A 23,388-nucleotide genomic window follows, 5' to 3' on the forward strand; every position below is an offset into this window, starting at 1 on the left:
GGCATGGGGGCTCTGATGGCAGGTTCGAAATCCAATGCGGGGTAATTTAGCGCAATCCATTCAGTCTGTTTCAGAAGAATCAACCGGAGAGCACTCTTGAGGGTTCTATGTTGCGGCTTATACCTTCGTCGGGTGCATTCGACATTTCACAGACAGCGTCTAATCTGAAGTAGCACAGTGCCACGTACTGTGTAGGCCAATGCCTATGCAATACCGGTATCGGACAGCCGGTCTTAAAGTCCGAGTAGAGGTCGCAGATAACCAGTTATTCGCAAATAACCTGTTAGAAACTCTGTTCAAGGACCGAACCATGACGTCGTACCCACACGGTCATTCCTTCGCCCAACCACCTCGCATCCTCTGGAACACAGTGCTCGTCGCTTTTGTTGCTGCCGTTGGCGTCTTACTGCTCAACGGTCCAAGTGTTCAAAACATCATCCTGGCTGTTGCCCTCCTGGCCGTTGGCGTCGGTGCTGGCGTATGGGGTGCGCGTTCGCAACGTCAGCAGTTCGACCGCGCCATCGCCGCCGCCATGGCCCGCCACGACCTGCAAGCCAGCGAGCACCTGGCCCATAAAACCAGCGAGCAACTCAACGAAGTCATTCTTGGTGCGATGCCGATCTGGGCCAAGCAGGTCGAAAGCTCCAGGCAGCAGACCGAAACCGCAATCGTCTCGCTGACCAGCCGCTTTACCGGCATTTCTTCGCGCCTGGAAGAGACCGTGCAAGCCTCGCAACTGGCCGCCGGTGAGTTGGCCGGCAGCAGCAGTGGCGGTGCCGTACAGGTGCTGGCCCAGAGCGAAAGTGAACTGGTCAAGGTCATCGATTCCCTGAAGGCCACCCAGGCCAGCCGCGATGAAACCCTGGCCCAGGTGCGTAACCTGACCGCCTATACCGGCGAGCTGCGGACCATGGCCGCCGATGTCGCGGCGATTGCCGCACAGACCAACCTGCTGGCCCTCAACGCCGCCATCGAAGCCGCCCGTGCCGGCGAGGCCGGGCGTGGGTTTGCCGTGGTGGCCGACGCCGTGCGCAGTCTCTCGAGCAAATCCAGCGAGACCGGCCAGCAGATGTCGGCCAAGGTCGACATCATCAACAACGCCATCACCCAACTGGTGCATGCCGCGTCCAGCGGCGCGGACCAGGACAGCCATTCGGTCAGTGCCTCCGAGCAAAGCATCCAGCAGGTGCTGGAGCGCTTCAAGAGCGTCACCGGCAGCTTGGCCGACTCGGCCGACATGCTGCAGCGCGAGAGCTTCGGCATCCGCGATGAACTCACCGAGGTGCTGGTCAGCCTGCAATTCCAGGATCGGGTCAGCCAGATCCTCAGCCACGTGCGCGACAACATCGAGGACCTGCATGTGCACATGCAGCAGGCCAGCCAGTCGCCCGAACAGGCTGTTTCCATCGACGCCCGCCAATGGCTGGCGCGCATGGAAACCACTTACGCCACCGACGAGCAACGCCGTAATCACCACGGCGACTCGGGCGCGCAACAGACTTCACAGGAAATTACCTTCTTTTAGGAGCGCCGTTCATGGCTAAAAGTGTATTGGTTGTCGACGACTCCGCGAGCGTTCGACAGGTGGTCGGCATCGCGTTGAAAAGTGCCGGCTATGACGTGATCGAAGCCAGCGATGGCAAGGACGCGCTGGGCAAGCTCAATGGCCAGAAAGTGCACCTGATCATCAGTGACGTGAACATGCCCAACATGGACGGCATCACCTTCGTCAAGGAGGTCAAGAAGCTGGCCAGCTACAAGTTCACGCCGATCATCATGCTCACCACCGAATCCCAGGAATCGAAGAAGCAGGAAGGCCAGGCCGCCGGAGCCAAGGCCTGGGTGGTCAAGCCGTTCCAGCCGGCGCAGATGCTGGCGGCGGTATCCAAGCTGATTCTTCCTTGATAGCCGGAGGCTCCCATGCCGTGGCAATACGAGACACACGATGACACCGCCCAGGTGCACATCGACGGCGAGCTGACGATCTACACCGCCGCCGACCTGGCCGCGCAATGGTTGCCGCACCTGGGCGCAACACCGCGAATGGCCCTCGATCTGTCGCAGATCACCGAGATGGACGGCGCCGGCCTGCAACTGCTGCTGATGGTACAGCGCGAGGCCGCCAAGGCCGGCACCCAACTGACATTGACGGGCCAAAGCAAGGCCGTCACGGAAACACTTGCCCTGTGCAACCTGGTTGCCTAGGGCTGTTGCAATACGTCGGACACGACAAAGGATATGAGCGTGAGCATCAATCTCGATCAGGCACAACAGACCTTCATCGTCGAGGCACGGGAACAGTTGCAGGCGATGGAAGAGTCGCTGCTGCAACTGGAAACCGACCCCGGCGACGATGACGCCATTGGCGCGATCTTCCGGGCGGCGCACACGATCAAGGGCTCGGCCGGGCTGTTCGGCCTGGAACCGATCGTCAGCTTCACCCATATCGTCGAAGACGTGCTCGATCGCCTGCGCAATGGCAGCGTCGAGGTGGACGCCGGCCTGATCGCGGTGCTGCTCAAGTCCAGCGATCACATGCTGGAACTGATCAACGTGGCCGCCAACCAGGGCGGAGCGCTGCCGCCACCGGCCCTGCAGCGGGAAGTGGAGCTGTGCCAGATCCTGCAGGAGTACCAGGCGCCCTCGCCCGCTGCGGCCCCGACATCTACCCCTGAAATCAACACCAGCGAACCCGGCGAAACGCGCCTCTGGCACATCTCCCTGCGCTTCGGCCAGGACGTGTTCCGCAACGGCATGGACCCGCTGTCGTTCCTGCGCTATCTGCAAACCCTGGGTGAAATCGTCGACCTCACCACCTTGACCGACGCCCTGCCCGCCGCCGATGCCTGGGACGCCGAATCCTGCTACCTGGGCTTCGACATCGAGTTTCGCTCGGCCGCCAGCCACGGCGCGATCAACGAAGTATTCGACTTCGTCCGGGAAGACTGCGTGATCGAGATCGTTGCCCTGGATAACGACATCGCCCCCCAGGCCAACACCGGCCTGGTTGCCACGTCTCCGGAACAGGTCGAGGAAAACACCGCCCTGGTCACCACCGGCGAGTTGTTGTCCGACCAACGCAAGACGCCGCGCGTGCCTGCCCAGATCGCCAGCGACAAACAAGCGGTGACCAGCGACAGCAAGGCCAAGGACGGCACCTACGTGCGGGTCAATGCCGACAAGCTCGACGAACTGATCAACCTGGTGGGCGAACTGGTCATCGCCAGCGCCGGTGCCAGCCTGCTGGCCCGCACCTGCAACAACGATCCGTTGCAGGAATCCACCTCGACGGTGTCGTCACTGGTGGAGGAAATCCTCGACGGCGCCCTGCGCCTGCGCATGATCCCCATCGGCGAAACCTTCAACCGCTTTCGTCGGGTGGTGCGCGATGTCAGCCAGGAACTGGGCAAGGACATCGACCTGATCATCAGCGGTGCGGAGACCGAGCTGGACAAGACAGTGGTGGAAAAAATCGGCGACCCGCTCATGCACTTGCTGCGCAACGCCATGGACCACGGCATTGAAACCGCCGAGGCGCGCCTGGCCGCTGGCAAACCAGCCAAGGGGCACCTGCACCTCAACGCCTATCACGACTCGGGCAGCATCGTGCTGGAAATTGCCGACGACGGCGCCGGCCTGAACCGCGACCGGATCCTGGAAAAAGCCCAGGAACGTGGCCTGGTAACACCGGGCGCGAGCCCGACCGACCAGGAAATCTACAACCTGATTTTCGAACCTGGCTTCTCCACCGCCCAGGCCGTGACCAACCTTTCGGGGCGTGGCGTGGGCATGGATGTGGTCAAGCGCAACATCACCCTGCTGCGCGGCACCGTCGACCTGGACAGCCAGCCTGGCAAGGGCACCGTGGTCCGTATCCGCCTGCCGCTGACCCTGGCAATCATCAATGGTTTTCTGGTGGGCATCGGTCAATCGACCTATGTCATTCCGCTGGACATGGTCCAGGAATGCATCGAGCTGAGCGAAGACGATGGGCTCGCCAGCCGCGAACAAGGCTACCTCGACCTGCGCGGCGAGGTGCTGCCGCTGGTCTACCTGCGCGATCACTTCAGCCACGAAGGCCCGGCCGCGCGCCGGCAGAACGTGGTGGTGGTGCGCTATGCCGAACTCAAGGCCGGGCTGGTGGTGGATGACTTGCTGGGTGAATTCCAGACCGTGATCAAGCCGCTGGGCAAGCTGTTTGGTGCCCTTCGCGGCATCAGTGGCTCGACCATCCTGGGCAGCGGCGCCGTGGCGTTGATCCTCGACGTACCGGCGCTGCTCACCCAGATCGCCCAAGTGGAAAACCGCTACACACCGACTCAATTCCAACAAGCCAACGCTCGCTGACGCTTTAGCAATTCCATGGAGAGGTACTTCCCAATGAAATGGTTCTACGATCTTAGAATCGCCACCAAACTGATCACTTCATTTCTTGTGGTGCTGGCACTGACAGCCGTCATGGGTGTGTTCGCGATCATCCAACTGGGCGAAGTGAACGGCACCACGGTCGAGATCCGGGAAAACTGGATGCCGTCCATGCGTGCCGCCTCGGGCATGCGTTTCTTCGCGGCACAGTATCGCCTCAAGGAAAACCGCCACATTACCGCCGACTCCGAGCAGGAGCGCACCACCACTGAGCAAGAAGCGGAAGACGCCAGAAAAGCCTTTGAAACGCGCCTGGACACCTATGAAAAGCTGCTCTCCAACGCCGAAGACCGCCAGCTGTTCGAAACCACCCGCAATGATTGGGCCGCTTACCTCGCGATGAGCAAGGACCTGCTTGCGCTGTCCCGGCAAAACCTGACCGAACAGGCCCATGCCCTGCTCAGGGGCGAGTCCAAGCGTCGATTCGAGCTGGTGACCACTGATCTGCAAAAAATGGTGGAGCTCAATGATCTCGGAGCCGGCAAGGCCAGCGAGCGTGGCGCAGCGCTGTTTGAAAAATCGCGCCTGTCGATCATTGTCGTGCTGATTGCCGCCCTGCTGGTGGGCCTGAGCCTGGCGCTGTTCATTTCGCGGATCATCTCCCGCCCCTTGAAACAGGCCGCGGCCGTCGCCGAACAATTGGCCGAAGGCAACTTGAACGCAAAAATCGAGAGCGGCTCCAAGGACGAAACCGGCATGGTGCTCAACGCCATGCAGAACATGGTCGGCAAGCTCTCGCACATCATCGGCGAAGTGCGTAACGCCGCGGACAACCTGGCCAGCGCCTCCGAAGAAGTCAGCGCCACCGCGCAATCGATGAGCCAGGCCACCAGCGAGCAAGCGGCCAGCGTCGAGGAAACCAGTGCCTCCATCGAACAGATGAGTGCGAGCATCAACCAGAACACCGAGAACGCCAAGGTCACCGACGGCATGGCCAGCAAGGCTGCCAAGGAAGCCACCGACGGCGGCGAATCGGTGCAGCAGACCGTGGTGGCGATGAAGAAAATCGCCCAGCGCATCAGCATCATCGACGACATCGCCTACCAGACCAACCTGCTGGCGCTCAACGCCGCCATCGAGGCTGCCCGCGCTGGTGAACACGGCAAAGGCTTCGCGGTGGTCGCCGCCGAAGTGCGCAAGCTGGCCGAACGCAGCCAGGTGGCCGCCCAGGAAATCGGCGAGCTGTCGTCCAGCAGCGTCGACATGGCGGAAAAGGCCGGGAACCTGCTCAACGAGATGGTCCCTTCGATCAACAAGACCTCGGACCTGGTGCAGGAAATCAGCGCCGCCTCCGAAGAACAGGCCGCCGGTGTGGCGCAGATCAACACCGCCATGACCCAGCTCAACCAGGTGACCCAGCAAAACGCCTCCAGCAGCGAAGAACTGGCCGCCACCGCCGAGGAAATGAGCAGCCAGGCCGAGCAACTGCAACAGGCCATGAGTTTCTTCACCTTGGACACGCCGCCCAAACCGGCCAACCAACCGTTGAAGGTGGACAACACGCCGGGCCCGTCCAGCCGCAGGCCGGCCCGAGCTGCCGCGCCCGCCCTGCCCAAGGCTTTCGCCTACAGCATGGCCAGCGCGCCGGACGAATCCGAGTTCACCCGATTCTGACGGTTGGTTCCCACAGGCTCGCTTAAAGGAGATAAAGGCATGGGCGCCATCGCGACCACACGTCAAACCGCCATTGCGGTCGAGGAAGAAGCGCAATACCTGACGTTTATGCTCGGCACGGAGATGTTTGCCATCGGCATCCTGTGCATCAAGGAAATCATCGAGTACGGCAACCTGACCGTGGTGCCGATGATGCCGGCCTTCGTGCGCGGGGTGATCAACCTGCGGGGCGCGGTCGTGCCGGTGGTGGACCTGTCGGCCCGTTTCGGCCGGCCGAATTCGGCGATCAGTCGCCGCAGCTGCGTGGTGATCATCGAGGCGGCCAGCGCCGACGGCCAGGCCCAGGACATTGGCCTGTTGGTGGACACGGTATCGGCGGTGCTGGAAATCCCGGCCTCGCAGATCGAGCCGCCACCGAGCTTCGGCGCGAAGATCCGTGCCGATTTCATCAGCGGCATGGCCAAGGTCGACGGCAAGTTCGTCATCGTGCTGGAGGTGGACCGCGTGCTGTCCATCGACGAGATGTCCCTACTTGCAGAAGCCAGCCCGAGCGCGCTGGAAGTGGATGCCCCGTGAACGCCGATACCTGCAAGGAACGCACGGTGAATTCACTGGCGCTCACTGATCGAGAGTTCGGCCAGTTCCAGTCCTGGCTGTACCAGGCCGCCGGCATCAGCCTGTCCGAGGCCAAGAAGGCCCTGGTGGCCGGGCGTTTGTTCAAGCGCCTCAAGCACTATGGTTTGGACAGTTACGGCGAGTATTTCAAACTGATCATGAACGGCCAGCGTACCGATGAGCTGCAGGTCGCGCTGGACCTGTTGACGACCAACGAGACCTACTTTTTCCGCGAGCCCAAGCATTTCGACTTCCTGCGCCAACACGTGCTGCCCCACGCGACACCGGGCAAGACTTTCCGCCTGTGGAGCGCGGCCAGTTCATCCGGGGAAGAGCCCTACAGCCTGGCCATGACCCTGGCCGAAGGATTGGGCACCACACCCTGGGAAGTCATCGGTTCGGACATCAGCAGCCAGGTGCTGGCCAAGGCGCGCTCCGGGCATTACCCGATGGAGCGCGCCCGCACCCTGCCCCAGCCGCTGCTGGTGAAATATTGCCTCAAGGGCACCGGCAGCCAGCAAGGCACGTTCCTCATCGACCGGGCGCTGCGCAACCGGGTCAACTTCATCCAGGTCAACCTCAACGACACCTTGCCGGAGCTGGGGGAGTTCGATGTGATCTTCCTGCGCAACGTCATGATCTATTTCGACCAACCCACCAAAAGCAAAGTGGTTGCCCGCTTGTTCCCCCGGCTCAAGCCCGGCGGGTATTTCATCGTCAGCCACTCGGAAAGCCTCAACGGTGTGTCCGATGCATTGAAACTGGTGGCGCCATCGATTTACCGCAAACCATGAACGCCGCCATCAGGAAAGTGGCCGAGGTGTACCTGGCGCCCGGGGAGTTTCGTTTCGCCACCTGCCCGACCCGCCTGCGCACGATCCTCGGCTCTTGCGTGGCTATCACGCTGTGGCATCCGGAACGCAGGATCGGCGCCATGTGCCACTTCATGCTGCCCAGTCGGGTGCGCTGCTCCACCGCACTGAACGGCCTCTATGCCGACGAAGCCATCGAACTGTTTATCCACCAGGCCCGGGCCCACCACACCGAACCCGAGGATTACCAACTCAAGCTGTTCGGCGGCGGCGAGATGTTCCCCGAGCTGCAACGCCACGTGCCCTACGGCGATGTGGCGCGGCTGAACGTCAACGCCGCGCTGGAAATGGCCGCCCTCTATCGCCTCGACCTGATCGCCCAGGACATGGGCAGCACTGGCCACCGCAGCATCATCTTCGACCTTTGCAGCGGCGATGTGTGGGTCAGGCACCAACCTATAAGGACCCGGCACTGACTATGTCAAAAAAGATCAATGTACTGCTGGTGGATGACTCTGCCGTGGTTCGCCAGGTGTTGCTGGCGATCCTCAGCGACACACCGGACATCCACGTCATGGGCGCGGCGTCCGACCCGATTTTCGCCATGGACAAACTGGCCAAGGAATGGCCCGACGTAATCGTGCTGGACGTGGAAATGCCGCGCATGGACGGCATCACGTTCCTGAAGAAAATCATGAGCGAGCGCCCCACTCCGGTGGTGATCTGCTCGTCCCTGACACCCCGGGGCGCGGAAACCACCTTGCAGGCGATGGCCGCTGGTGCGGTGGAAATCATCACCAAGCCCACCACCGGCCTGAAGAACTTTCTGTTGGAGTCGGCGCCGGAACTGGTGTCGGCGATCCGTGCCGCCGCCCAGGTCAACGTGCGCAACCTGGGCAAGCGTCCCGCCCCGATCGCGCTGACGCCCGCGACCAAACTCACCGCCGACGCCATGCTGCCCGCCGCCAACGGCCACGCCATGGCGCAGACCACCGAACGCATCGTCGCCCTGGGCACCTCCACCGGCGGCACGCAGGCCCTGGAAGCGGTGCTCACTGCCCTGCCGCGAGTGTGCCCGGGCATCGTCATCGTCCAGCACATGCCGGAAAAATTCACCGCCTCGTTTGCCGCCCGGCTCAACAGCCTGTGCCAGATCGAAGTGCGCGAGGCGCGCAACAACGACCGCATCCACCCGGGCCTGGCGCTCATCGCACCAGGCGGCAAACACATGATGGTGACCCGCAGCGGCGCGTTCTATCACGTGCAGGTGGTGGACGGCCCGCTGGTCAACCGCCACCGCCCTTCGGTGGATGTGCTGTTCCGCTCCGTGGCCAAATTCGCCGGCCGCAACGCCACCGGCATCATCATGACCGGCATGGGCGACGACGGCGCCCGCGGCCTGAAGGAAATGCTCGACGCCGGCAGCACCACCGTGGCCCAGGACGAAGCCAGCTGCGTAGTCTTCGGCATGCCCAAGGAAGCGATCAAACTCAACGCCGCACAACGAGTGATGGGGTTGCAGGAGATTGCGCAGGTGATTCTGCATCGGTAACAACGACCGTCCCTACAGCGGAGCTTGATCTGGTGAACGATCGTTCCTCACGCTCCGCGTGGGAACGCCGCCAGGGACGCTCTGCGTTCCGCTTCTGGAAGGTGACGCAGAGCGTCACGGGATGCATGCCCACGCAGAGCGTGGGAGCGATCAGGTGGCGGTGGCGGTGAACGATCGTTCCTCGCGCTCCGCGTGGGAACGCCGCCAGGGACGCTCTGCGTTCCGCTTCTGGAAGGTGACGCAGAGCGTCACGGGATGCATGCCCACGCAGAGCGTGGGAGCGATCAGGTGGCGGTGGCGGTGAACGATCGTTCCTCACGCTCCGCGTGGGAACGCCGCCAGGGACGCTCTGCGTTCCGCTTCTGGAAGGTGACGCAGAGCGTCACGGGATGCATGCCCACGCAGAGCGTGGGAGCGATCAGGTGGCGGGGCGGTGAACGATCGTTCCTCACGCTCCGCGTGGGAACGCCGCCAGGGACGCTCTGCGTTCCGCTTCTGGAAGGTGACGCAGAGCGTCACGGGATGCATGCCCACGCAGAGCGTGGGAGCGATCAGGTTGCGGTGGCGGTGAACGATCGTTCCTCACGCTCCGCGTGGGAACGCCGCCAGGGACGCTCTGCGTTCCGCTTCTGGCGGAGGGCAGTGAACGCCGCGGTCAATACCATCGCTGAATCTCAATCAACCCTTCCATCCCCGCATAATTGCGTGCACTGGAGTAGCGCCAATGCTCCGGTAACTCCACGTACCCACGCTTCACTGGGTTGAAATGGATGTAATCCAGTTTCTGGCGCATGACCGCTTCGCTATGGATTTGCTCCGCATGTGAGCCTTCTTGCCAGAGCTGATAGACCCTGTCCTGCTTATGTGCTCGCTTGCTGAACCGCAGGCGTTGCAATGCCCGCGCAGCGCCCTTGCTCTGTAGGTCGTTGATGATCTGGCGCGCCGTAAAGGATTTGAACTGACGCAAGCACTTGCCCAGATTCGGCGCTTGGGCAACGAAATGCAGATGGTTTTCAAGAACGACATAACCGAACAACTGCAAGTTTTGATGGGTTTGCTGATAGCGCCAGCACCCAAGCAGGTGATCAACGAGATAGGGCCGTATGAACAGCGGCAACCACTCCATCAATGTGCAGGTGAGAAAGTGGGGTTTTTCGGGTTCGGTAATGACGTAGCGGCTCCGGCCCATGGGATGCCTTCCTTTGCGGCGTGAGGAACAACTATGTTGCCGGCTTGGAGCCATTTGCGGATAGACGAACAGGGCTCGGAGCATGTGGGAATGGTCGGAAAAAACTCGATGATCGTTCCCGCGCTCTGCGTGGGAATGCAGCCTGGGATGCTCTGCGTCCCTTCAAGAGCCGAACGCGGAGCGTCCGTGGAGGCATTCCCACGCAGAGCGTGGGAACGATCAATGAAATCGCTCTCCGCAGGCTTTCCAGCAGCCGTTGCCTACACGGGCGAAATCGTCGCCAGCACGCCGATCAAAATAGTCAGCGCCAAAAACCCACCTAAAAAAATCGCCATCTTCGCCATGAGCACTCCTGGACCAAAAAATTGCAGTACACGGGCCGTCCGATAGGCAAACCGCGTGGTTATTCTGGGGTGGGGGCCGGGTTCATTACAGAGGCACCTGACGCAGGAAAATACGGATCAGACGAACGCCCTCCCGCCCCCCTCGCGCAACTTTCAATAGGCGAAAAATATGGCGAAGTTCTTTCACCGAAGGGGAACGGATATACCAAAGTATATTTTCATGTCCCAAGTCAGCGTGGTCTTCAGCCCAGGCAGCCCTTAATCTTGCCGGGCATTTAACGCACCCGTTCAAGTGCGCTTCAACTTCATGACTTCCAATGATCGCAAGTGTGGTCGCAGCTCTGGCTTTGAACAGTAAATAGAGGTGATCCATGCGCCCTTCTTTCCTTGCACCTGTATTGACGCCCTTCAAAAACCGGGAACAACTTCCTGCTAATTCCTGGCGGGCCGATATAGCGCTGTTGGGCCTCCTGGTGCTCTTGGCTGCCTTTGTCTTCCATGGCCTGGATCAAATGAACCAGCCCCTCGGCGTGCTTGATGCTTCACCGCTGTCCCTTGATCTGGTGCACCTGCCGGAATATACCTTGCGCACGACTTTGCGCATGTTCATCGCCTTGTTCGCTTCGTTTGTATTTTCCTTGGTCGTCGCCACGTTGGCCGCCAAAAGCCGCAAGGCTGCAATCGTTATCCTGCCCGCCTTGGATATTCTCCAATCCGTGCCAGTCCTTGGCTTTCTTACGTTTACCGTTGTGTTCTTCATGGGACTGTTCCCGGGCAAGGAAACCGGTGTGGAGTGCGCGGCCATCTTCGCCATCTTCACCAGTCAAGTCTGGAACATGACCTTCAGTTTCTATCAATCGCTGAGAACCGTGCCCAACGATCTTTACGAGGTCAGCCGACAGTTCGCGTTTTCGCCATGGCAACGCTTCATCAGGCTGGAGTTGCCCTTCGCCACGCCGGGCCTGGTGTGGAACATGATGATGTCGATGTCCGGCGGCTGGTTTTTCGTGGTCGCTTCCGAGGCCATCACCGTCGGCGACACCACCGTCAGCCTGCCGGGGATCGGTTCATGGCTGGCGCTGGCAATCGAGCAGCAAAACATCGCCGCGATTGCTTGGGCAGTGCTGGCCATGGTCGCGGTGATCATTGCTTATGACCTGCTGTTTTTCCGGCCTATCGTCGCCTGGGCGGACAAATTCCGCTTCGAGCAAACCGCCTCCCAGAAGCGTCCACGGTCCAGGGTCTACGACCTGCTGCGCTCGACTCGCCTGGTGCCCTTGGTGTTGCTGGCGCTGGGCAGCATCAAGGCCTCGTTATTCCTGGAGAAACTCCCCCGGCTGCCGTCCATCCGCTTCAAGACCAGTGCCCGCGTCAGCCGCACAGCCGACCGGGTCTGGCTCGCCCTGGTCGCCGCTGCCTGCATCGCCGGCATCCTGCAGTTGTCGCGGTTCATCGGCAGCACGTTAGGTTGGGAGGACGTCGCCAGTACGTTTGGCCTGGGCCTGATCACCCTGGTGCGCGTCAGCGTACTCATCGTGCTGGCCAGCGTGGTGTGGGTGCCCATCGGCGTCTGGATCGGCTTGAACCCGCGCTGGGCCGAGCGTCTGCAACCCATCGCGCAGTTACTGGCAGCGTTCCCGGCCAACGTGCTGTTTCCGTTCGCGGTGATCGCCATCGTCGCCCTGAAACTCAACCCCGATGTCTGGCTTTCGCCGCTGATGATCCTGGGCACCCAGTGGTACATCCTGTTCAACGTGATTGCCGGCGCCAGCGCCCTGCCGACCGATTTGCGCGAGGCGGCGCGCAGCTTCCACATACGCGGCTGGCAGTGGTGGCGCCAGGTCGCGCTGCCGGGCGTCTTCCCTTACTACGTCACCGGCGCCCTCACGGCAGCGGGCGGCTCATGGAACGCCAGCATCGTCGCCGAGGCGGTGTCCTGGGGCGACCACCATTTGTACGCGTCCGGCTTGGGCTCCTTCATCGCCCAGGCGACCACGGCCGGGGATCTGCAACGAGTGGCGCTGGGCGTTTTGGTCATGTCGATTTTCGTGGCGGGTTTCAACCGGTTGCTGTGGCGCCCGCTGTACGGTTTCGCCGAGCGTCGGCTTCGAATTGATTGAGGGGTGATCCAATGCAAGTGATGGACAAACGCTGCCTCGTGGATGTGCAGCAAGTCGGCCACGTCTACGGCACCGCTGGCGGCGCCGAGCGCCGGGTTCTGGACAACGTCTGCATGCGCCTGGACGAGGGTGAAATCGTTGGCCTGCTCGGGCGCTCGGGCTCCGGCAAATCGACCTTGCTACGCTCCATAGCCGGCCTGATTTCGCCCACCACCGGCGTGGTGGATTTTCCAAGCAATGCCCAAGGGCTGGCGAGCTCGGTGCGCATGGTATTCCAGAGCTTCGCCCTGTTCCCCTGGCTGACGGTGCTGCAAAACGTCGAGGTCGGCCTCGAGGCCCTCGGCGTGGCGGCACCTGAGCGGCGTCGGCGAGCGCTGGCCGCCATCGACATGATCGGCCTCGACGGCTTCGAAAGCGCTTTCCCCAAAGAGCTGTCAGGCGGTATGCGCCAGCGCGTCGGCCTGGCCCGTGCGTTGGTGGTCAACCCGGACGTGTTGTTGATGGACGAGCCATTCTCCGCATTGGACGTGCTGACCGCCGAAACCCTGCGCACCGACCTGCTGGATTTGTGGCGTGAGGGGCGCATGCCGATCAGGTCGATCCTGATGGTCACCCACAACATCGAAGAAGCCGTGCTGATGTGTGACCGGATTCTGATTTTCTCCTCCAACCCGGGGCGGGTCATGAGTGAGATCACCGTGGACCTCAGCCAGCCGCGCAATCGTGCCGACCCGGCGTTCCAAGCCCTGGTCGAACACATTTACGTGCAGATGGCCGGTGGCGCGAATGCCGGCTCCCCACGCCAGGAAACCTTTGCCGGCAGCGGCGTGGGCATGGTCCTGCCGTCGATTTCCAGCAATGCCCTGGCCGGGCTGATCGAAGCGGTGCAGGACCAGCCGTTTGCCGGCCAAGCAGATTTGCGCGAACTCGCCAGTGCATTGCGCTACACCGCCAGTGACCTTTTGCCGGTCGCCGAGGTGCTGCAACTCATGCGCCTGGCCGACATGCAGGACGGCCACATCACCCTCCTGCCGGCCGGGCAGCGCTACGCCGATTCAGCGGTGGATGAGCGCAAGCAACTGTTTGCCCAGCACCTGCTCAAATATGTCCCGTTGGTGGGGCATGTGCGCCGGGTGCTGGACGACCGCCCTACCCGCACCGCACCGGCCAGGCGTTTCCGTGACCAACTGGAAGATTTCATGTCCGAGCACGACGCCGCCATTACGCTGGACTGTGTCACGCAATGGGGCCGCTACGCCGAGTTGTTCGCCTACGACGAAGTGGCCGATCAGTTCAGCCTGGACAATCCATCCTGAGACGCTGCGGTATAAACTGCGTGGATCAGGCCTGGTCGTTGGAGCAATGCGCGATGGACATTCAATGAGAAGAACGGCGTTGACCCTGCGTCTACTGCTTCTGCTGGGATTGGCCCTGGGCATCGCGGCGATCGATACCGTCACCGACCTGGAAATCGCGGTCGGGGTCTTCCAGATCGTGGTGGTGCTGATCGCCGTGAGAATCCTGCCGGCGCGCGCCGTGGCCGGGGTCTCGGTCATCTGCATGGTCCTGACGATCCTCAGTTATCGCTTCACTCGTTTTGGCGACACAGAGGCCGGGCTGATCAACGTGCTGATCAGCCTCGCCGCTATCGCCGGCACCACATACCTGGCGCTGCGTCTCTCGGCCGCCGTGCGCACGGTGCATCAGACCCGCGCCCACCTGGCGCACATCGCCCGCATCAACATGCTCGGCGAACTCGCCGCCTCGATTGCCCACGAAGTCAACCAGCCCCTGGCCGCCGTTGCCGCCAGCGGCAGTGCCAGCCTGCGCTGGATGGCCACCGAGCCGCCCAACCTGCCCAAGGCCCGGCAGGCGGTAGAGCGGATCATCGCCGACACCCATCGGGCCAGCGACATCATTGCAAGGCTGCGCGGCATGGCCCGGCATCAAGCGCCGACGAAGCAATGGCTGAACGTCGCCGACACGGTCCATGCCGCGCTGCGATTGTTGGCCGGCGAACTGAACGAGCAGAACATCACCTTGCGCGTACAGGTCCAGGAAGGCCTGCCGCCGATGCTGGCGGATGAAGTACAAATCCAGCAAGTGATCCTGAACCTGGCGATGAACGCGCTCGACGCCATGCGCCAGGTTGACGTCGACCAGAGGATTCTGCAGTTTCAGGTGACGCTTGAGTCGCCCCAGCAACTGCTCTTTTCAGTGTCCGACCAAGGCAACGGCTTGTCGGCAAGCGACCGGGAACGGGTGTTCGACGCCTTCTACAGCACCAAGCAGGACGGTATGGGGATGGGCTTGGCCATCAGCCGCTCGATCATCGAGGCCCATGACGGGCGGATCTGGGCCGCCAGCAACCCACCGTCCGGCTCGACGTTTCACTTCACCCTGCCAGCCGTTACAAGGGAATCCGATGAGCCAAACTGACATTCATGACCAGGTCGATTCGATGATCTATATCGTCGACGATGACCACTCGGTGCGTGCCTCACTGCAAGACCTGCTGGCCTCCGTGGGCCTGGCAAGCATGGCATTCGGCTCGGCCCGTGAGTTCATCGACGCCCAACGGCCGGACGTGCCGGCGTGCCTGATTCTGGATGTGCGCATGCCGGGCTTGAATGGGCTGGACTTCCAGCAGGAAATGGCCCGCTTGAACATCCTGGTCCCGGTGGTGTTCATCACCGCCCATGGCGACATTCCCATGTCCGTCAAAGCCATGAAGGCCGGCGCGCTGGAGTTCCTGACCAAACCATTTCGCGAACAGGACCTGCTCGATGCCATCACCCAGGGCCTGAACCGCGACCAGGAACGGCGCAAGGCCGCAGCGAGCATGGACGCGTTGAAACGCCGGCATGACACCCTGACTGACGGCGAACGCGAGGTGATGGAACTGGTCGTGTCAGGGCTGCTGAACAAGCAGGTGGCCGGCCAACTGGGTTTGAGCGAAGTGACCGTGAAAGTGCGCCGCGGGTCGTTGATGCGCAAGATGAATGCGGACTCGTTGGCAACACTGGTGAAGATGTCGGAAAAACTCAAGGAAGCAGATCGCTAGCGGCCCATGATCACGGCTATCATTGCCGCTCGCCCTGTTGACGGGCGATGTCGCAGCCCCTCAAGGACTCAGGTATGAACCTTCTGCCGTCACGCTCCACCCTCTTCGTCTCCAGCCTTTTGCTCAGCTCGCTGTGCTTCGCCGAAGGCGAGCCAACCGACGGCAGCCTCATCAAGGACTCAACCAAAGCAGCCGTCTCAACGTTCATTACCGCCGGCAAGAACCTGCTCGGCGGCGTCAGTGAAGGCGTGCTCGATGGCCGCGAATCGGCCCAAGGCACCGATGGCGCCGCGATCATTTCCTCCAGCGAGCAAATGAAAGACCGCATCGCCGTTGAAGTGCTGAAGCTCGAGCCCAGCGACGACAACGTCAGCATCACCCTCGGCTTCAAGAACAGCACCGACACCCAACTGCGCGTGGTCAACCTCGGCCAGACCGGCGTGCTGCTGGCCATCGACCAGGCGGGCTACTCCAACCGCCTCACCGGCCTGGACAACCCGGATGAAGTCACCATTCCGCCAAAGACTGCCGTGCGCCAGAAGTTCGTGTTTGAAGGCATGAACGAGGCGGTCAGCACGGTACGGGTGTGGGGGCAGGATTATCCGGTCAAGAAATAATGCACCCGCTCGTTCGGACGATCGTTCCCACGCTCCCGCGTGGGCATGCATCCCGTGACGCTCTGCGTCACCCTCCAGAAGCGGAACGCGGAGCGTCCCTGGCGACATTCCCACGCGGAGCGTGAGGAACGATCGTTCAAAGTTGTAGGCATAACGCAACCTGTGGCGAGGGGATTTATCCCCGCTGGGCTGCGCAGCAGCCCCAAAAAACCGCGCAGCAGAACACAGGATTCATTGATAAACCCCAAGCTCAACCCGGGTCAGGTAATCCTCTACTAACTTGAAACCCTGCGCATTATCGATCAGCTCCAATGGCACCTGACCGTCCAGGTACGTACAGGGCTTCCTCAACCAGTCTTCAGCCAACCGCTGGCTGCCGAAAACATTGGCGGCGTGTTCCAAGGCCTTGGCGTATGGGGCTCCAGGCATCGATCTGTCCTCACGATATAAAACCAAGCTGAGCGCGCCAGATGCCACGCTGAGCACTGAGACAATCCAGATCGTAAGGCTGGTACTTCCGAAGGCCAACCCTAAAAAGTTGTCAGAGACTTCTGTGATTTATCCCAAAGCGATCGCCTGTCTGTAGGACGGGGGTTCCATGGCACTCCGTGTGGCGACAACATCCAACGTCATTGCCGACACCCACAACAGAATCAACCGACTTTTGCCCCACTCCCCGGCTCAAGCCTCAACGCCAGCACGCTCACCAACACAATCACCGCCCCCACAATAACCATCGCTGACGGGCGCTCAGCCAGCACCAAAGAAGCCATCAACATCGCCGTGGGCGGTATCAGGTAAAGCGCCATGGAAGCGCGGCTCACGTTGCTGTGCGCCAGCACGTAAGCCCAAGCCAGGTACGCCAACGCGCTGGGAAAAATACCGAGAACCAATACCGCCAGATTCACCGAAGCCGAAGCCTGTCGCGCCGCACTCAACATCCCCGGCGCAAAAATGAACAACAGAATCGTGCCCGACCAAACGGTGTAGCAAACCAGGGTCAAACCGTCATAACGATGGGCATGGCGCTTTTGCAAAGCGAAATACAAACTCCAGGACAGCGCCGCCAACAGGATCAATAGCCCATGGGCGTCCATGTCACCCAAGCCACGATCCCCCGCGACCACCACGCCAGCGCCAAGCAAGCCGCACAGCACACACCCCCACTGCCAACCACTGACTCGGTCCTTGAAGACAAAATGCGCCAGTAGCGTGCTGAACAACGGCGTGGACTGGGCCAGCACACTGGCCGCCCCGGCGCTGACGCCCCGCTGACCGTAATTGAGGGCGATGTGGTGCAAGCTGACGGCAAAGAAACCCAACACCGCCAGCAACGGCAAATCCCTGAGACGCGGCGAGGAAATACCCTTCACCATCGCAACGAAGCCCATGAACACTGACGCGATGACAAACCGCATCAACGCCAACTGACCCGGCTCATAAACCTGCAAGCCAATGCGGATACCAATCGGCGAATAGGCCCAGCAAACGATCACCAACAGCGTCGCCAGGATAACCTTCACACCGGTTTTGCCGGAGCAACCTTCAACCCGCGCAAAACGCATTTCCATCTAAAATTCCTGCTCATTGGCCGATTTGCCTCGAAGTATCGAAACCACCCCACCTCAGCACAAGTGACTTAAACTCAGCCCATCATTCACTTTTGGTGAGCTATGGAACTGTCCCAACTGCGCATGCTCAAGACGGTCTGCGACACCGGCAGCATCGCCCGCGCCGCCGAAGTGCTGCACTGCGTGCCGTCCAACATCACCACGCGCCTCAAGTCCCTGGAACGGGAACTCGGCACGCCGCTGTTTTTCCGCGAAGGTCGCGGGCTGCGGGTCAGCCCGGCGGGCGAAGTGTTTCTGGAGTACGCGACAAAAATACTGAGCCTGACAGAAGAGGCCCGCCGCGCAGTCGCCCCCACCCGCGCACCGAGTGGCCCACTGCGCATAGGCGCCATCGAGTCCAGCGCCACCGGGCGCCTGCCGCAGTTGCTCGCTAAATACCACGCGCAGTATCCGCAAGTGTTACTGGAACTGAGCACCGGCACCTGGGCGCAGTTGCTGGACGATATCCAGCATCACCGGCTCGACGGCGTGATCGTAGCGGTGGACATCGAACGGCCTGGACTCAAGCGAGCCGTGATGTACCGCGAAGACCTGGTGCTCATCGCCTCCGAGTCCCACGGCCCGCTGCGCAGCGCCGCCGATTTGCAAGGCAAGGCGATCTTCATGTGGCCCACGGGCTGTCCGTACCGCTTGGCGCTGGAGCGGTGGCTGCTGCGTCACGACCAAGTGCAACCGATCACCAGCATCGCCAGTTATGGCGCCATTGTTTGCTGTGTCAGCGCCGGTGCCGGCGTCTCGCTGGTGCCCCGGGGGATCTATGAGCAATACCGCCAGGGGGCGGGTTGGACGGGGTATGAATTCCCTGAGCTGACGGGGATTGATAACCTTTTTTACTGGCATGAAAACGCTGGGAGGCATCCTGCCAGAGAGGCGTTTTTGACGATGCTGCAAACGGAGTTCGAAGGCTAGTTGCAGCTCTCTCCCCTGTGGGGAGGGAGCTTGCTCCCGCTGGGCTGCGCAGCAGCCCCAATACCCGATTGATAACCGAAGATCCCAACATTAGCAGGAGTCAGCTTTGGAAATAGCCCCACACTTCATCCTCCACGAAACCACCCACTGGATAGTCAACCACCACCTGGCATCCACCCTGCCCGGCTACCTCATGCTCGGCTCCAAGCACCACGTTAATTCACTGGCGCAACTGCCCGAACCCGCACTCGCAGAGCTGGGTGGCCTGATGGCAAACATCCAGAGCGTTCTTGAAACACAACTGAACCCCAAATGGCTTTACATCAGCCGCTTCGGCCACGATCCCCGCTACCCCATCCACTTCCATTTCATCCCGGTGTACGACTGGGTCGAGGCACTGTTTTGGAAAGATGCGCGGTACAGGTTGCTGGAAACCTTTGGGGCTCAAGAGAACACCCAGACATTGACCGATGGCGCAGAGCTGACGTTGTTCATCTGGCGTGAATTTGGTGAGAGCCCCACGCCGCCAGCGATCCAAGGGCCCTCTATCAGCCAGGTAATTGAAAAGTTGCGGCAAGCGTTCAGGACTCAGCCAATACCAAACCTTCCTCCAGCGCGTTGGCCATGATGTCTGCTGCAGGTGCGTTGACCCAGGTCGAAATATCAGTTTCGCCCCTCGACGCAAGCCAACGTTCGACCATTTGATAGCCCAACGAGTAACCGAGCCATTTGGGTTTGTCGCCGAAACCGAAGAACCACTCGTTGTGATCGTAATACCGTGATTCAAGAGTTTGCAGTCCAACCGGTGAGCGTAAAAGATCGGCAGATGCGATGGCATGCTCCCAAGGCTCCGGATCGCTACCAAGCACATGACGAACAAACTGACCGGCAAGCCCTTCGCTGACCAAAGCCTCGCCTAACGTCCAACCATAACCAGGGCCGCCCATGCGCAGGCAATGGTGAACCTCATGAACAACATGTCGACGCAGTGCCCCAGTGCGTAGGCTGGAAAAGAAATTCGGATTGTCGGGATCAAGGGTCATGGTAAACATGGAGCTGCGATACGCCCGTCCTACCAGGCCCATTTCCGGAATGGTTTCGCCCGGTAGCCTCTGAATCAGGACATCGAGTCGCGGCGGGGGCATCAGGCGAGCAATAGCCTCGTAAGCGGCGTCAAACTCATCAACCAGCTCGCGGCGAAGCTCGGCAAGACTCCCCGAGGCCTCCAGCCAGTGCAGCGTCCATTTCTCCATGTCCCCCTCTCCTTTATTAATCAAATCACCAGGCTCGATGACTCCGGGCCGCTCGCGACGGTAGACCCCCGCCGGGCAACTGTCCAGTGTCGATCAGGTTTGACTGCGCCTCTGCCTGCCTGGTTATCTCTGGCAAAAAACTGTCTCGATTCCTACAAGGCTCTCGGAAGCAGGTGTCTTGCCCGTCCAACCTGGCGAAATCTATAGTCATTCCCATCGCCGCAGAATGGCGATCAGGTTTGGCGACCTGAGGGATTGGGTGCAAAAGTACTGCGTTTTTTGCGAAGGCTTTGGCACACTTGCACGGCTGCCTGTTATGGCAGTTGTGCGTGGGAGGCCTTCGGGTCTGCCGGTCTCCAATCCCGGCTCGCCAACCTGCGTACAACTGCCGCCCAATTGTTTGGCGACGATTGAGCGGTTAAAACCTTATTAGATTGGAGTTTAGAACATGGAAAGATACGTCCCCATCACCGGCATCGACTGCACTCCCGCTTCCCTCCTCATAGATACTCAAGCTCCGCTGGACGTCCTGCATGCAACCGCTGATTACCGCATCCGTGTGGTGACGCAGGTACTGGAGAACATTGCGTTTCGCTCTGAAATCACCAGCGATACGGTGGTGCTTTCGGACTTTGCACAGCTTTTGGTGATTCCGTTACGCGATGGGTGTGATTTGCTGGAGGTGATTGGTCGGCGGCTTCAGGCGCAGGTTGAAAGCTGATGGAATGACGGGCGCCTGAAAGCGCCCGTTTTACGTAATTAGAGATGTGTATCTGCAGCGTGCCTCAAATCTGGCCACCTAGTTTAAAGGTCCCAACCGGCAGAGATCGGCCAGGAGCAGACCTTCCTTAAATCTCCAAATAGGTTTACAAGCCAGATACGTTCACAAGTTTAGGCAAGACGGCATGACACTTTCCAAGGGCAGTATCATAAAACTGATCACTATTGACCGGGCGGCGGCGGTACTCAGGGACTGGATGAGTTCTCGGGAGGCGGCTCCTGGAGATATCGCCGTGGTGGAAAGGGTTTCAATGGGGGAGGCTGGATGTACCGTTCTCTTGTTGTGCGAGCCAGAAGTAGGATTCCTTGAGTGGAGAGCATCATATTTTGAGGCTGGGTTGACCTATGAGGTGCTTAGTAGCAGTCCCACTGACGTCGCCTCTTGAATGTCTGCTCAAGGCCGATTTCTACCTGCCGCCACCGTCAGCTTTGGGTCGATAGCGGCCACTTGCGAACGGCTCTTTTGCCCAATTACGGACCGCCAGAACGAGAGCGCTAACCAGTAGCCCTCGAGTTGTACTTCTGGAGTAGGGTAGCTTAACCAGTGCCAACTGCAGAGGTACTCCCTACCAGTCATGCGAGAGTGGCTGGCGAGAAATTAGCTTAGCTAGGCTTGGATTGAGAGCCTCCGGGCTTTGAAGCTCCCTTCACGATCTTTCGCGTTCCTAAGCAGCGAGGGTAAGAGGTGCAGCCGAGGAATTGCTTGCCTCTGTTCCGACCCGTCTTGGCGGTTCTAGTCACCATAGGACTCCCGCAAAGCAGACACAGGGAGAGAGCATCCCACTGTTCTTTCGGAGGCTTTGCTCTCTCAATGGCCTCAAGGCGGGCTGTTTCAGCGGACTTTCTCTCAGCCTCTTTTTTAGCCTCCTTTCGCCCACTGAGCTTGACGAGGGCAAAAAAAACTCCGCCGATGCCGAGGAGCCATAACAGCCCTTTCCCGGACAGTGAGCCTCCTCGGCTGCCTGAGTGACCTCCTCTGCCGCGACCACCTCGTCCTCCTCGTGCAGAAGCGCTATTAGCCAGCAACAGCAGTGGACTGAGGAGAAGCAATCGCCGTGAAATTTTGTCAGCCATTGTCAGCAGTCCTTGCCACGTCGGTGTTCAAGGTAAACGGCCCCGGGAGCCCGAGCCCACCTCATTGCCACGAGAGCATTATCCCAATGGTCGGCTAGCGACCTCATGAGTTTCTCAATCTACACGATGCGGAAACCATAGCTATCATTCTGACATCCTTGTTCGATCATTTGGATGCGCATCGTATGAAATTAAAACGGGAAGCCAGGACGCTCAAGAGCAAAGCCATTGCTTCCCTTCGGCGAGGTCTGGAGGTGTTCAATGGTCACGACGACCACGGCCGTACTGAGGCAGTGCTTCTCCACCTTCAGCACAGCAGCGAAATGCTGACCAAGGCACTCCTGGTCCAGAAATCAAAGGAGGTCTTCGACAAGCAGAAAGGGCTCGCTATCGGGCTCGATAAAGCTCTCAACGTAGCGACCTCAAGCGGTTTTATTAGCGCTGCTCAGGCTGGCTCTATTCGTGCACTAGATACAATGCGGAATGCTGCACAACACTGGATGATTGTTGTGCCGGAGGATGCGTTGTTCGTCACTACTCGAGCGTTGATCACCACGCTGGATGAGGTGCTAGCGCAGCACTTTGCGGATACGCTGGCGAATAACCTTCCACTCCGGGTGATGCCACTGTCCACAACGGCGCTTCCAAGTTTCGATATTTTGGTGGATCGCGAGTTTCGGCACATTGCTGAGCTGCTGGCGCCGAACAAGCGTGCACGAGATGAAGCCCGTGGGCGTATCCGCACGCTGCTGGCGATGGAGGCGCACACGAGTGAAATCGTCGAAGTGTCCGAGCGTGACATTAATCGTATTGAAAAGGCCATCAAAGCGGGTAATCAGGTAGAACAAGTCTTTCCGAGGCTCGTAGCGCTCTCCAGTCAGATTACTGGGGAGGGGCCGACTCTCCGTGTCCATTTCAGCAAGAAAGACGGTGCTCCTGTTCGGTATGTGTCAGGTGATGATCCAGAGGCGGCGGGAGCGATCCGTGAAGTGGACCTCCAGAAGAAGTATCACTTGAGCCCCTCGGTGCTAGCTGAGCGAGTTGGGCTGAATCCCAGCAAGTGCAAGGCTCTTCGCGAAATGCTGAGGGTGGATGAGGATCAAGCGAACATGATGGTGTTCGAGTTCGGTAGCCAAAAGCACCCGCGCTTTTCAGATAACGCCCTGCGCATCCTGCTTGAGAACAATACGCCAGAGCAGGTCGAAACCGCTTGGCAGGCACGCCGAAGACGGGGCCGGTGAAGAATATCTGTCGATCGCGGGTCGAGGGACCACATGAGGATCCCCCCGCGGAGGCCATAACGTTCTGCGTGGTGCCGGACTTGTTCCGGACTATGGGCACCCTCCCCTCCCTGCGTCCAGATCATGGGCTATATAACCGGTTTCTCTA

The 23,388-nt window shown here is 60.4% G+C and carries 25 protein-coding genes; 19 read left to right on the forward strand and 6 right to left on the reverse strand.

Features of this window, described 5'->3' with window-relative positions:
- Positions 1-613: 613 nt before the first annotated feature.
- From KGA89_RS19010 to KGA89_RS19050, 9 genes are read left to right on the forward strand one after another with little or no spacing between them, the layout of a single operon-like run.
- The gene (locus KGA89_RS19010; RefSeq protein ID WP_371916752.1) at positions 614-1,525 is read left to right on the forward strand and encodes a methyl-accepting chemotaxis protein; all 912 of its coding nucleotides are present in this window, start codon (positions 614-616) and stop codon (positions 1,523-1,525) included.
- 11 nt (positions 1,526-1,536) lie between these two features.
- Positions 1,537-1,905 (forward strand): response regulator, encoded by a 369-nt coding sequence (locus KGA89_RS19015; RefSeq protein ID WP_003203044.1) that lies wholly within the window; start codon positions 1,537-1,539, stop codon positions 1,903-1,905.
- A gap of 15 nt (positions 1,906-1,920) precedes the next feature.
- Entirely contained in the window at positions 1,921-2,205 is a 285-nt protein-coding gene (locus KGA89_RS19020; RefSeq protein ID WP_003203046.1) for a lipid asymmetry maintenance protein MlaB, read from the forward strand.
- A gap of 39 nt (positions 2,206-2,244) precedes the next feature.
- Complete coding sequence (locus tag KGA89_RS19025; RefSeq protein WP_003203048.1) at positions 2,245-4,347, forward strand: chemotaxis protein CheA; 2,103 nt, start codon at positions 2,245-2,247, stop codon at positions 4,345-4,347.
- Positions 4,348-4,380: 33 nt separating this feature from the next.
- Complete coding sequence (locus KGA89_RS19030) at positions 4,381-6,039, forward strand: methyl-accepting chemotaxis protein (protein ID WP_223472270.1); 1,659 nt, start codon at positions 4,381-4,383, stop codon at positions 6,037-6,039.
- 39 nt (positions 6,040-6,078) lie between these two features.
- Positions 6,079-6,615, forward strand: a complete 537-nt coding sequence (locus KGA89_RS19035) for a chemotaxis protein CheW (protein WP_003203051.1) — start codon at positions 6,079-6,081, stop codon at positions 6,613-6,615.
- Positions 6,612-7,448, forward strand: coding sequence for a CheR family methyltransferase (locus tag KGA89_RS19040; protein ID WP_223472271.1), 837 nt, complete (start codon positions 6,612-6,614; stop codon positions 7,446-7,448). Before KGA89_RS19035 ends, KGA89_RS19040 begins: the two co-directional genes overlap by 4 nt.
- Positions 7,445-7,942: a chemoreceptor glutamine deamidase CheD gene (gene cheD / locus KGA89_RS19045; protein WP_223472272.1), complete on the forward strand. Its 498-nt coding sequence runs from the start codon at positions 7,445-7,447 to the stop codon at positions 7,940-7,942. The genes KGA89_RS19040 and cheD overlap by 4 nt, the downstream gene beginning before the upstream one ends.
- A gap of 2 nt (positions 7,943-7,944) precedes the next feature.
- Positions 7,945-9,018, forward strand: a complete 1,074-nt coding sequence (locus KGA89_RS19050) for a chemotaxis response regulator protein-glutamate methylesterase (protein WP_003203057.1) — start codon at positions 7,945-7,947, stop codon at positions 9,016-9,018.
- A 655-nt stretch (positions 9,019-9,673) separates the two neighbouring features.
- Here the strand turns inward: KGA89_RS19050 and KGA89_RS19055 are convergent.
- Entirely contained in the window at positions 9,674-10,207 is a 534-nt protein-coding gene (locus tag KGA89_RS19055) for an REP-associated tyrosine transposase (RefSeq protein WP_003203062.1), read from the reverse strand.
- Positions 10,208-10,429: 222 nt separating this feature from the next.
- Here KGA89_RS19055 and KGA89_RS19060 point away from each other — a divergent pair, with 222 nt between their 5' ends.
- Positions 10,430-10,597, forward strand: coding sequence for a hypothetical protein (locus tag KGA89_RS19060; protein WP_003203064.1), 168 nt, complete (start codon positions 10,430-10,432; stop codon positions 10,595-10,597).
- A 39-nt stretch (positions 10,598-10,636) separates the two neighbouring features.
- Here the strand turns inward: KGA89_RS19060 and KGA89_RS19065 are convergent, their stop codons facing one another.
- Positions 10,637-10,924: a hypothetical protein gene (locus tag KGA89_RS19065; protein WP_013693628.1), complete on the reverse strand. Its 288-nt coding sequence runs from the start codon at positions 10,922-10,924 to the stop codon at positions 10,637-10,639.
- Here KGA89_RS19065 and KGA89_RS19070 point away from each other — a divergent pair.
- From KGA89_RS19070 to KGA89_RS19090, 5 genes are all read left to right on the forward strand, one after another.
- Complete coding sequence (locus KGA89_RS19070) at positions 10,923-12,671, forward strand: ABC transporter permease (protein WP_411740644.1); 1,749 nt, start codon at positions 10,923-10,925, stop codon at positions 12,669-12,671. The genes KGA89_RS19065 and KGA89_RS19070 overlap by 2 nt on opposite strands.
- An 11-nt stretch (positions 12,672-12,682) precedes the next feature.
- Positions 12,683-13,987 carry an AAA-associated domain-containing protein gene (locus KGA89_RS19075; RefSeq protein WP_223472274.1) on the forward strand — a complete coding sequence of 435 codons (1,305 nt, stop codon included), beginning with the start codon at positions 12,683-12,685 and terminating at the stop codon, positions 13,985-13,987.
- Positions 13,988-14,051: 64 nt separating this feature from the next.
- Positions 14,052-15,110: a sensor histidine kinase gene (locus KGA89_RS19080; protein WP_080587815.1), complete on the forward strand. Its 1,059-nt coding sequence runs from the start codon at positions 14,052-14,054 to the stop codon at positions 15,108-15,110.
- A complete protein-coding gene (locus KGA89_RS19085) occupies positions 15,097-15,735 on the forward strand; it encodes a response regulator transcription factor (protein WP_038855955.1) in 639 nt (212 codons plus the stop codon). Before KGA89_RS19080 ends, KGA89_RS19085 begins: the two co-directional genes overlap by 14 nt.
- A gap of 74 nt (positions 15,736-15,809) precedes the next feature.
- A complete protein-coding gene (locus KGA89_RS19090; protein WP_003203076.1) occupies positions 15,810-16,352 on the forward strand; it encodes a hypothetical protein in 543 nt (180 codons plus the stop codon).
- Between the two features lie 231 nt (positions 16,353-16,583).
- Here the strand turns inward: KGA89_RS19090 and KGA89_RS19095 are convergent, their stop codons facing one another.
- Complete coding sequence (locus KGA89_RS19095; protein ID WP_003203078.1) at positions 16,584-16,781, reverse strand: MbcA/ParS/Xre antitoxin family protein; 198 nt, start codon at positions 16,779-16,781, stop codon at positions 16,584-16,586.
- Positions 16,782-17,005: 224 nt separating this feature from the next.
- A complete protein-coding gene (locus KGA89_RS19100) occupies positions 17,006-17,923 on the reverse strand; it encodes a DMT family transporter (RefSeq protein ID WP_223472275.1) in 918 nt (305 codons plus the stop codon).
- A 102-nt stretch (positions 17,924-18,025) separates the two neighbouring features.
- Here KGA89_RS19100 and KGA89_RS19105 point away from each other — a divergent pair, with 102 nt between their 5' ends.
- Both KGA89_RS19105 and KGA89_RS19110 read left to right on the forward strand, forming a co-directional pair.
- Positions 18,026-18,892 carry a LysR family transcriptional regulator gene (locus KGA89_RS19105; protein WP_223472276.1) on the forward strand — a complete coding sequence of 289 codons (867 nt, stop codon included), beginning with the start codon at positions 18,026-18,028 and terminating at the stop codon, positions 18,890-18,892.
- Between the two features lie 106 nt (positions 18,893-18,998).
- The gene (locus tag KGA89_RS19110; protein WP_223472277.1) at positions 18,999-19,520 is read left to right on the forward strand and encodes an HIT family protein; all 522 of its coding nucleotides are present in this window, start codon (positions 18,999-19,001) and stop codon (positions 19,518-19,520) included.
- On the opposite strand, the gene KGA89_RS19115 is transcribed toward KGA89_RS19110, so the two are convergent.
- On the reverse strand, positions 19,474-20,145 hold the full coding sequence (locus tag KGA89_RS19115) for a DUF2268 domain-containing putative Zn-dependent protease (protein ID WP_223472278.1): 672 nt from the start codon (positions 20,143-20,145) through the stop codon (positions 19,474-19,476). The two genes, KGA89_RS19110 and KGA89_RS19115, sit on opposite strands and share 47 nt — an antisense overlap.
- A 448-nt stretch (positions 20,146-20,593) precedes the next feature.
- Here KGA89_RS19115 and KGA89_RS19120 point away from each other — a divergent pair, with 448 nt between their 5' ends.
- A complete protein-coding gene (locus KGA89_RS19120) occupies positions 20,594-20,866 on the forward strand; it encodes a hypothetical protein (RefSeq protein WP_025569626.1) in 273 nt (90 codons plus the stop codon).
- A gap of 662 nt (positions 20,867-21,528) precedes the next feature.
- Here the strand turns inward: KGA89_RS19120 and KGA89_RS30850 are convergent.
- Positions 21,529-21,999, reverse strand: coding sequence for a topoisomerase DNA-binding C4 zinc finger domain-containing protein (locus tag KGA89_RS30850; protein ID WP_223472279.1), 471 nt, complete (start codon positions 21,997-21,999; stop codon positions 21,529-21,531).
- 185 nt (positions 22,000-22,184) lie between these two features.
- Here KGA89_RS30850 and KGA89_RS19130 point away from each other — a divergent pair, with 185 nt between their 5' ends.
- Positions 22,185-23,240: a hypothetical protein gene (locus KGA89_RS19130; protein ID WP_003203096.1), complete on the forward strand. Its 1,056-nt coding sequence runs from the start codon at positions 22,185-22,187 to the stop codon at positions 23,238-23,240.
- Positions 23,241-23,388 lie beyond the last annotated feature (148 nt).

Source organism: Pseudomonas sp. A-RE-22, from assembly GCF_019956035.1.
Lineage (GTDB): Bacteria > Pseudomonadota > Gammaproteobacteria > Pseudomonadales > Pseudomonadaceae > Aquipseudomonas > Aquipseudomonas brassicacearum.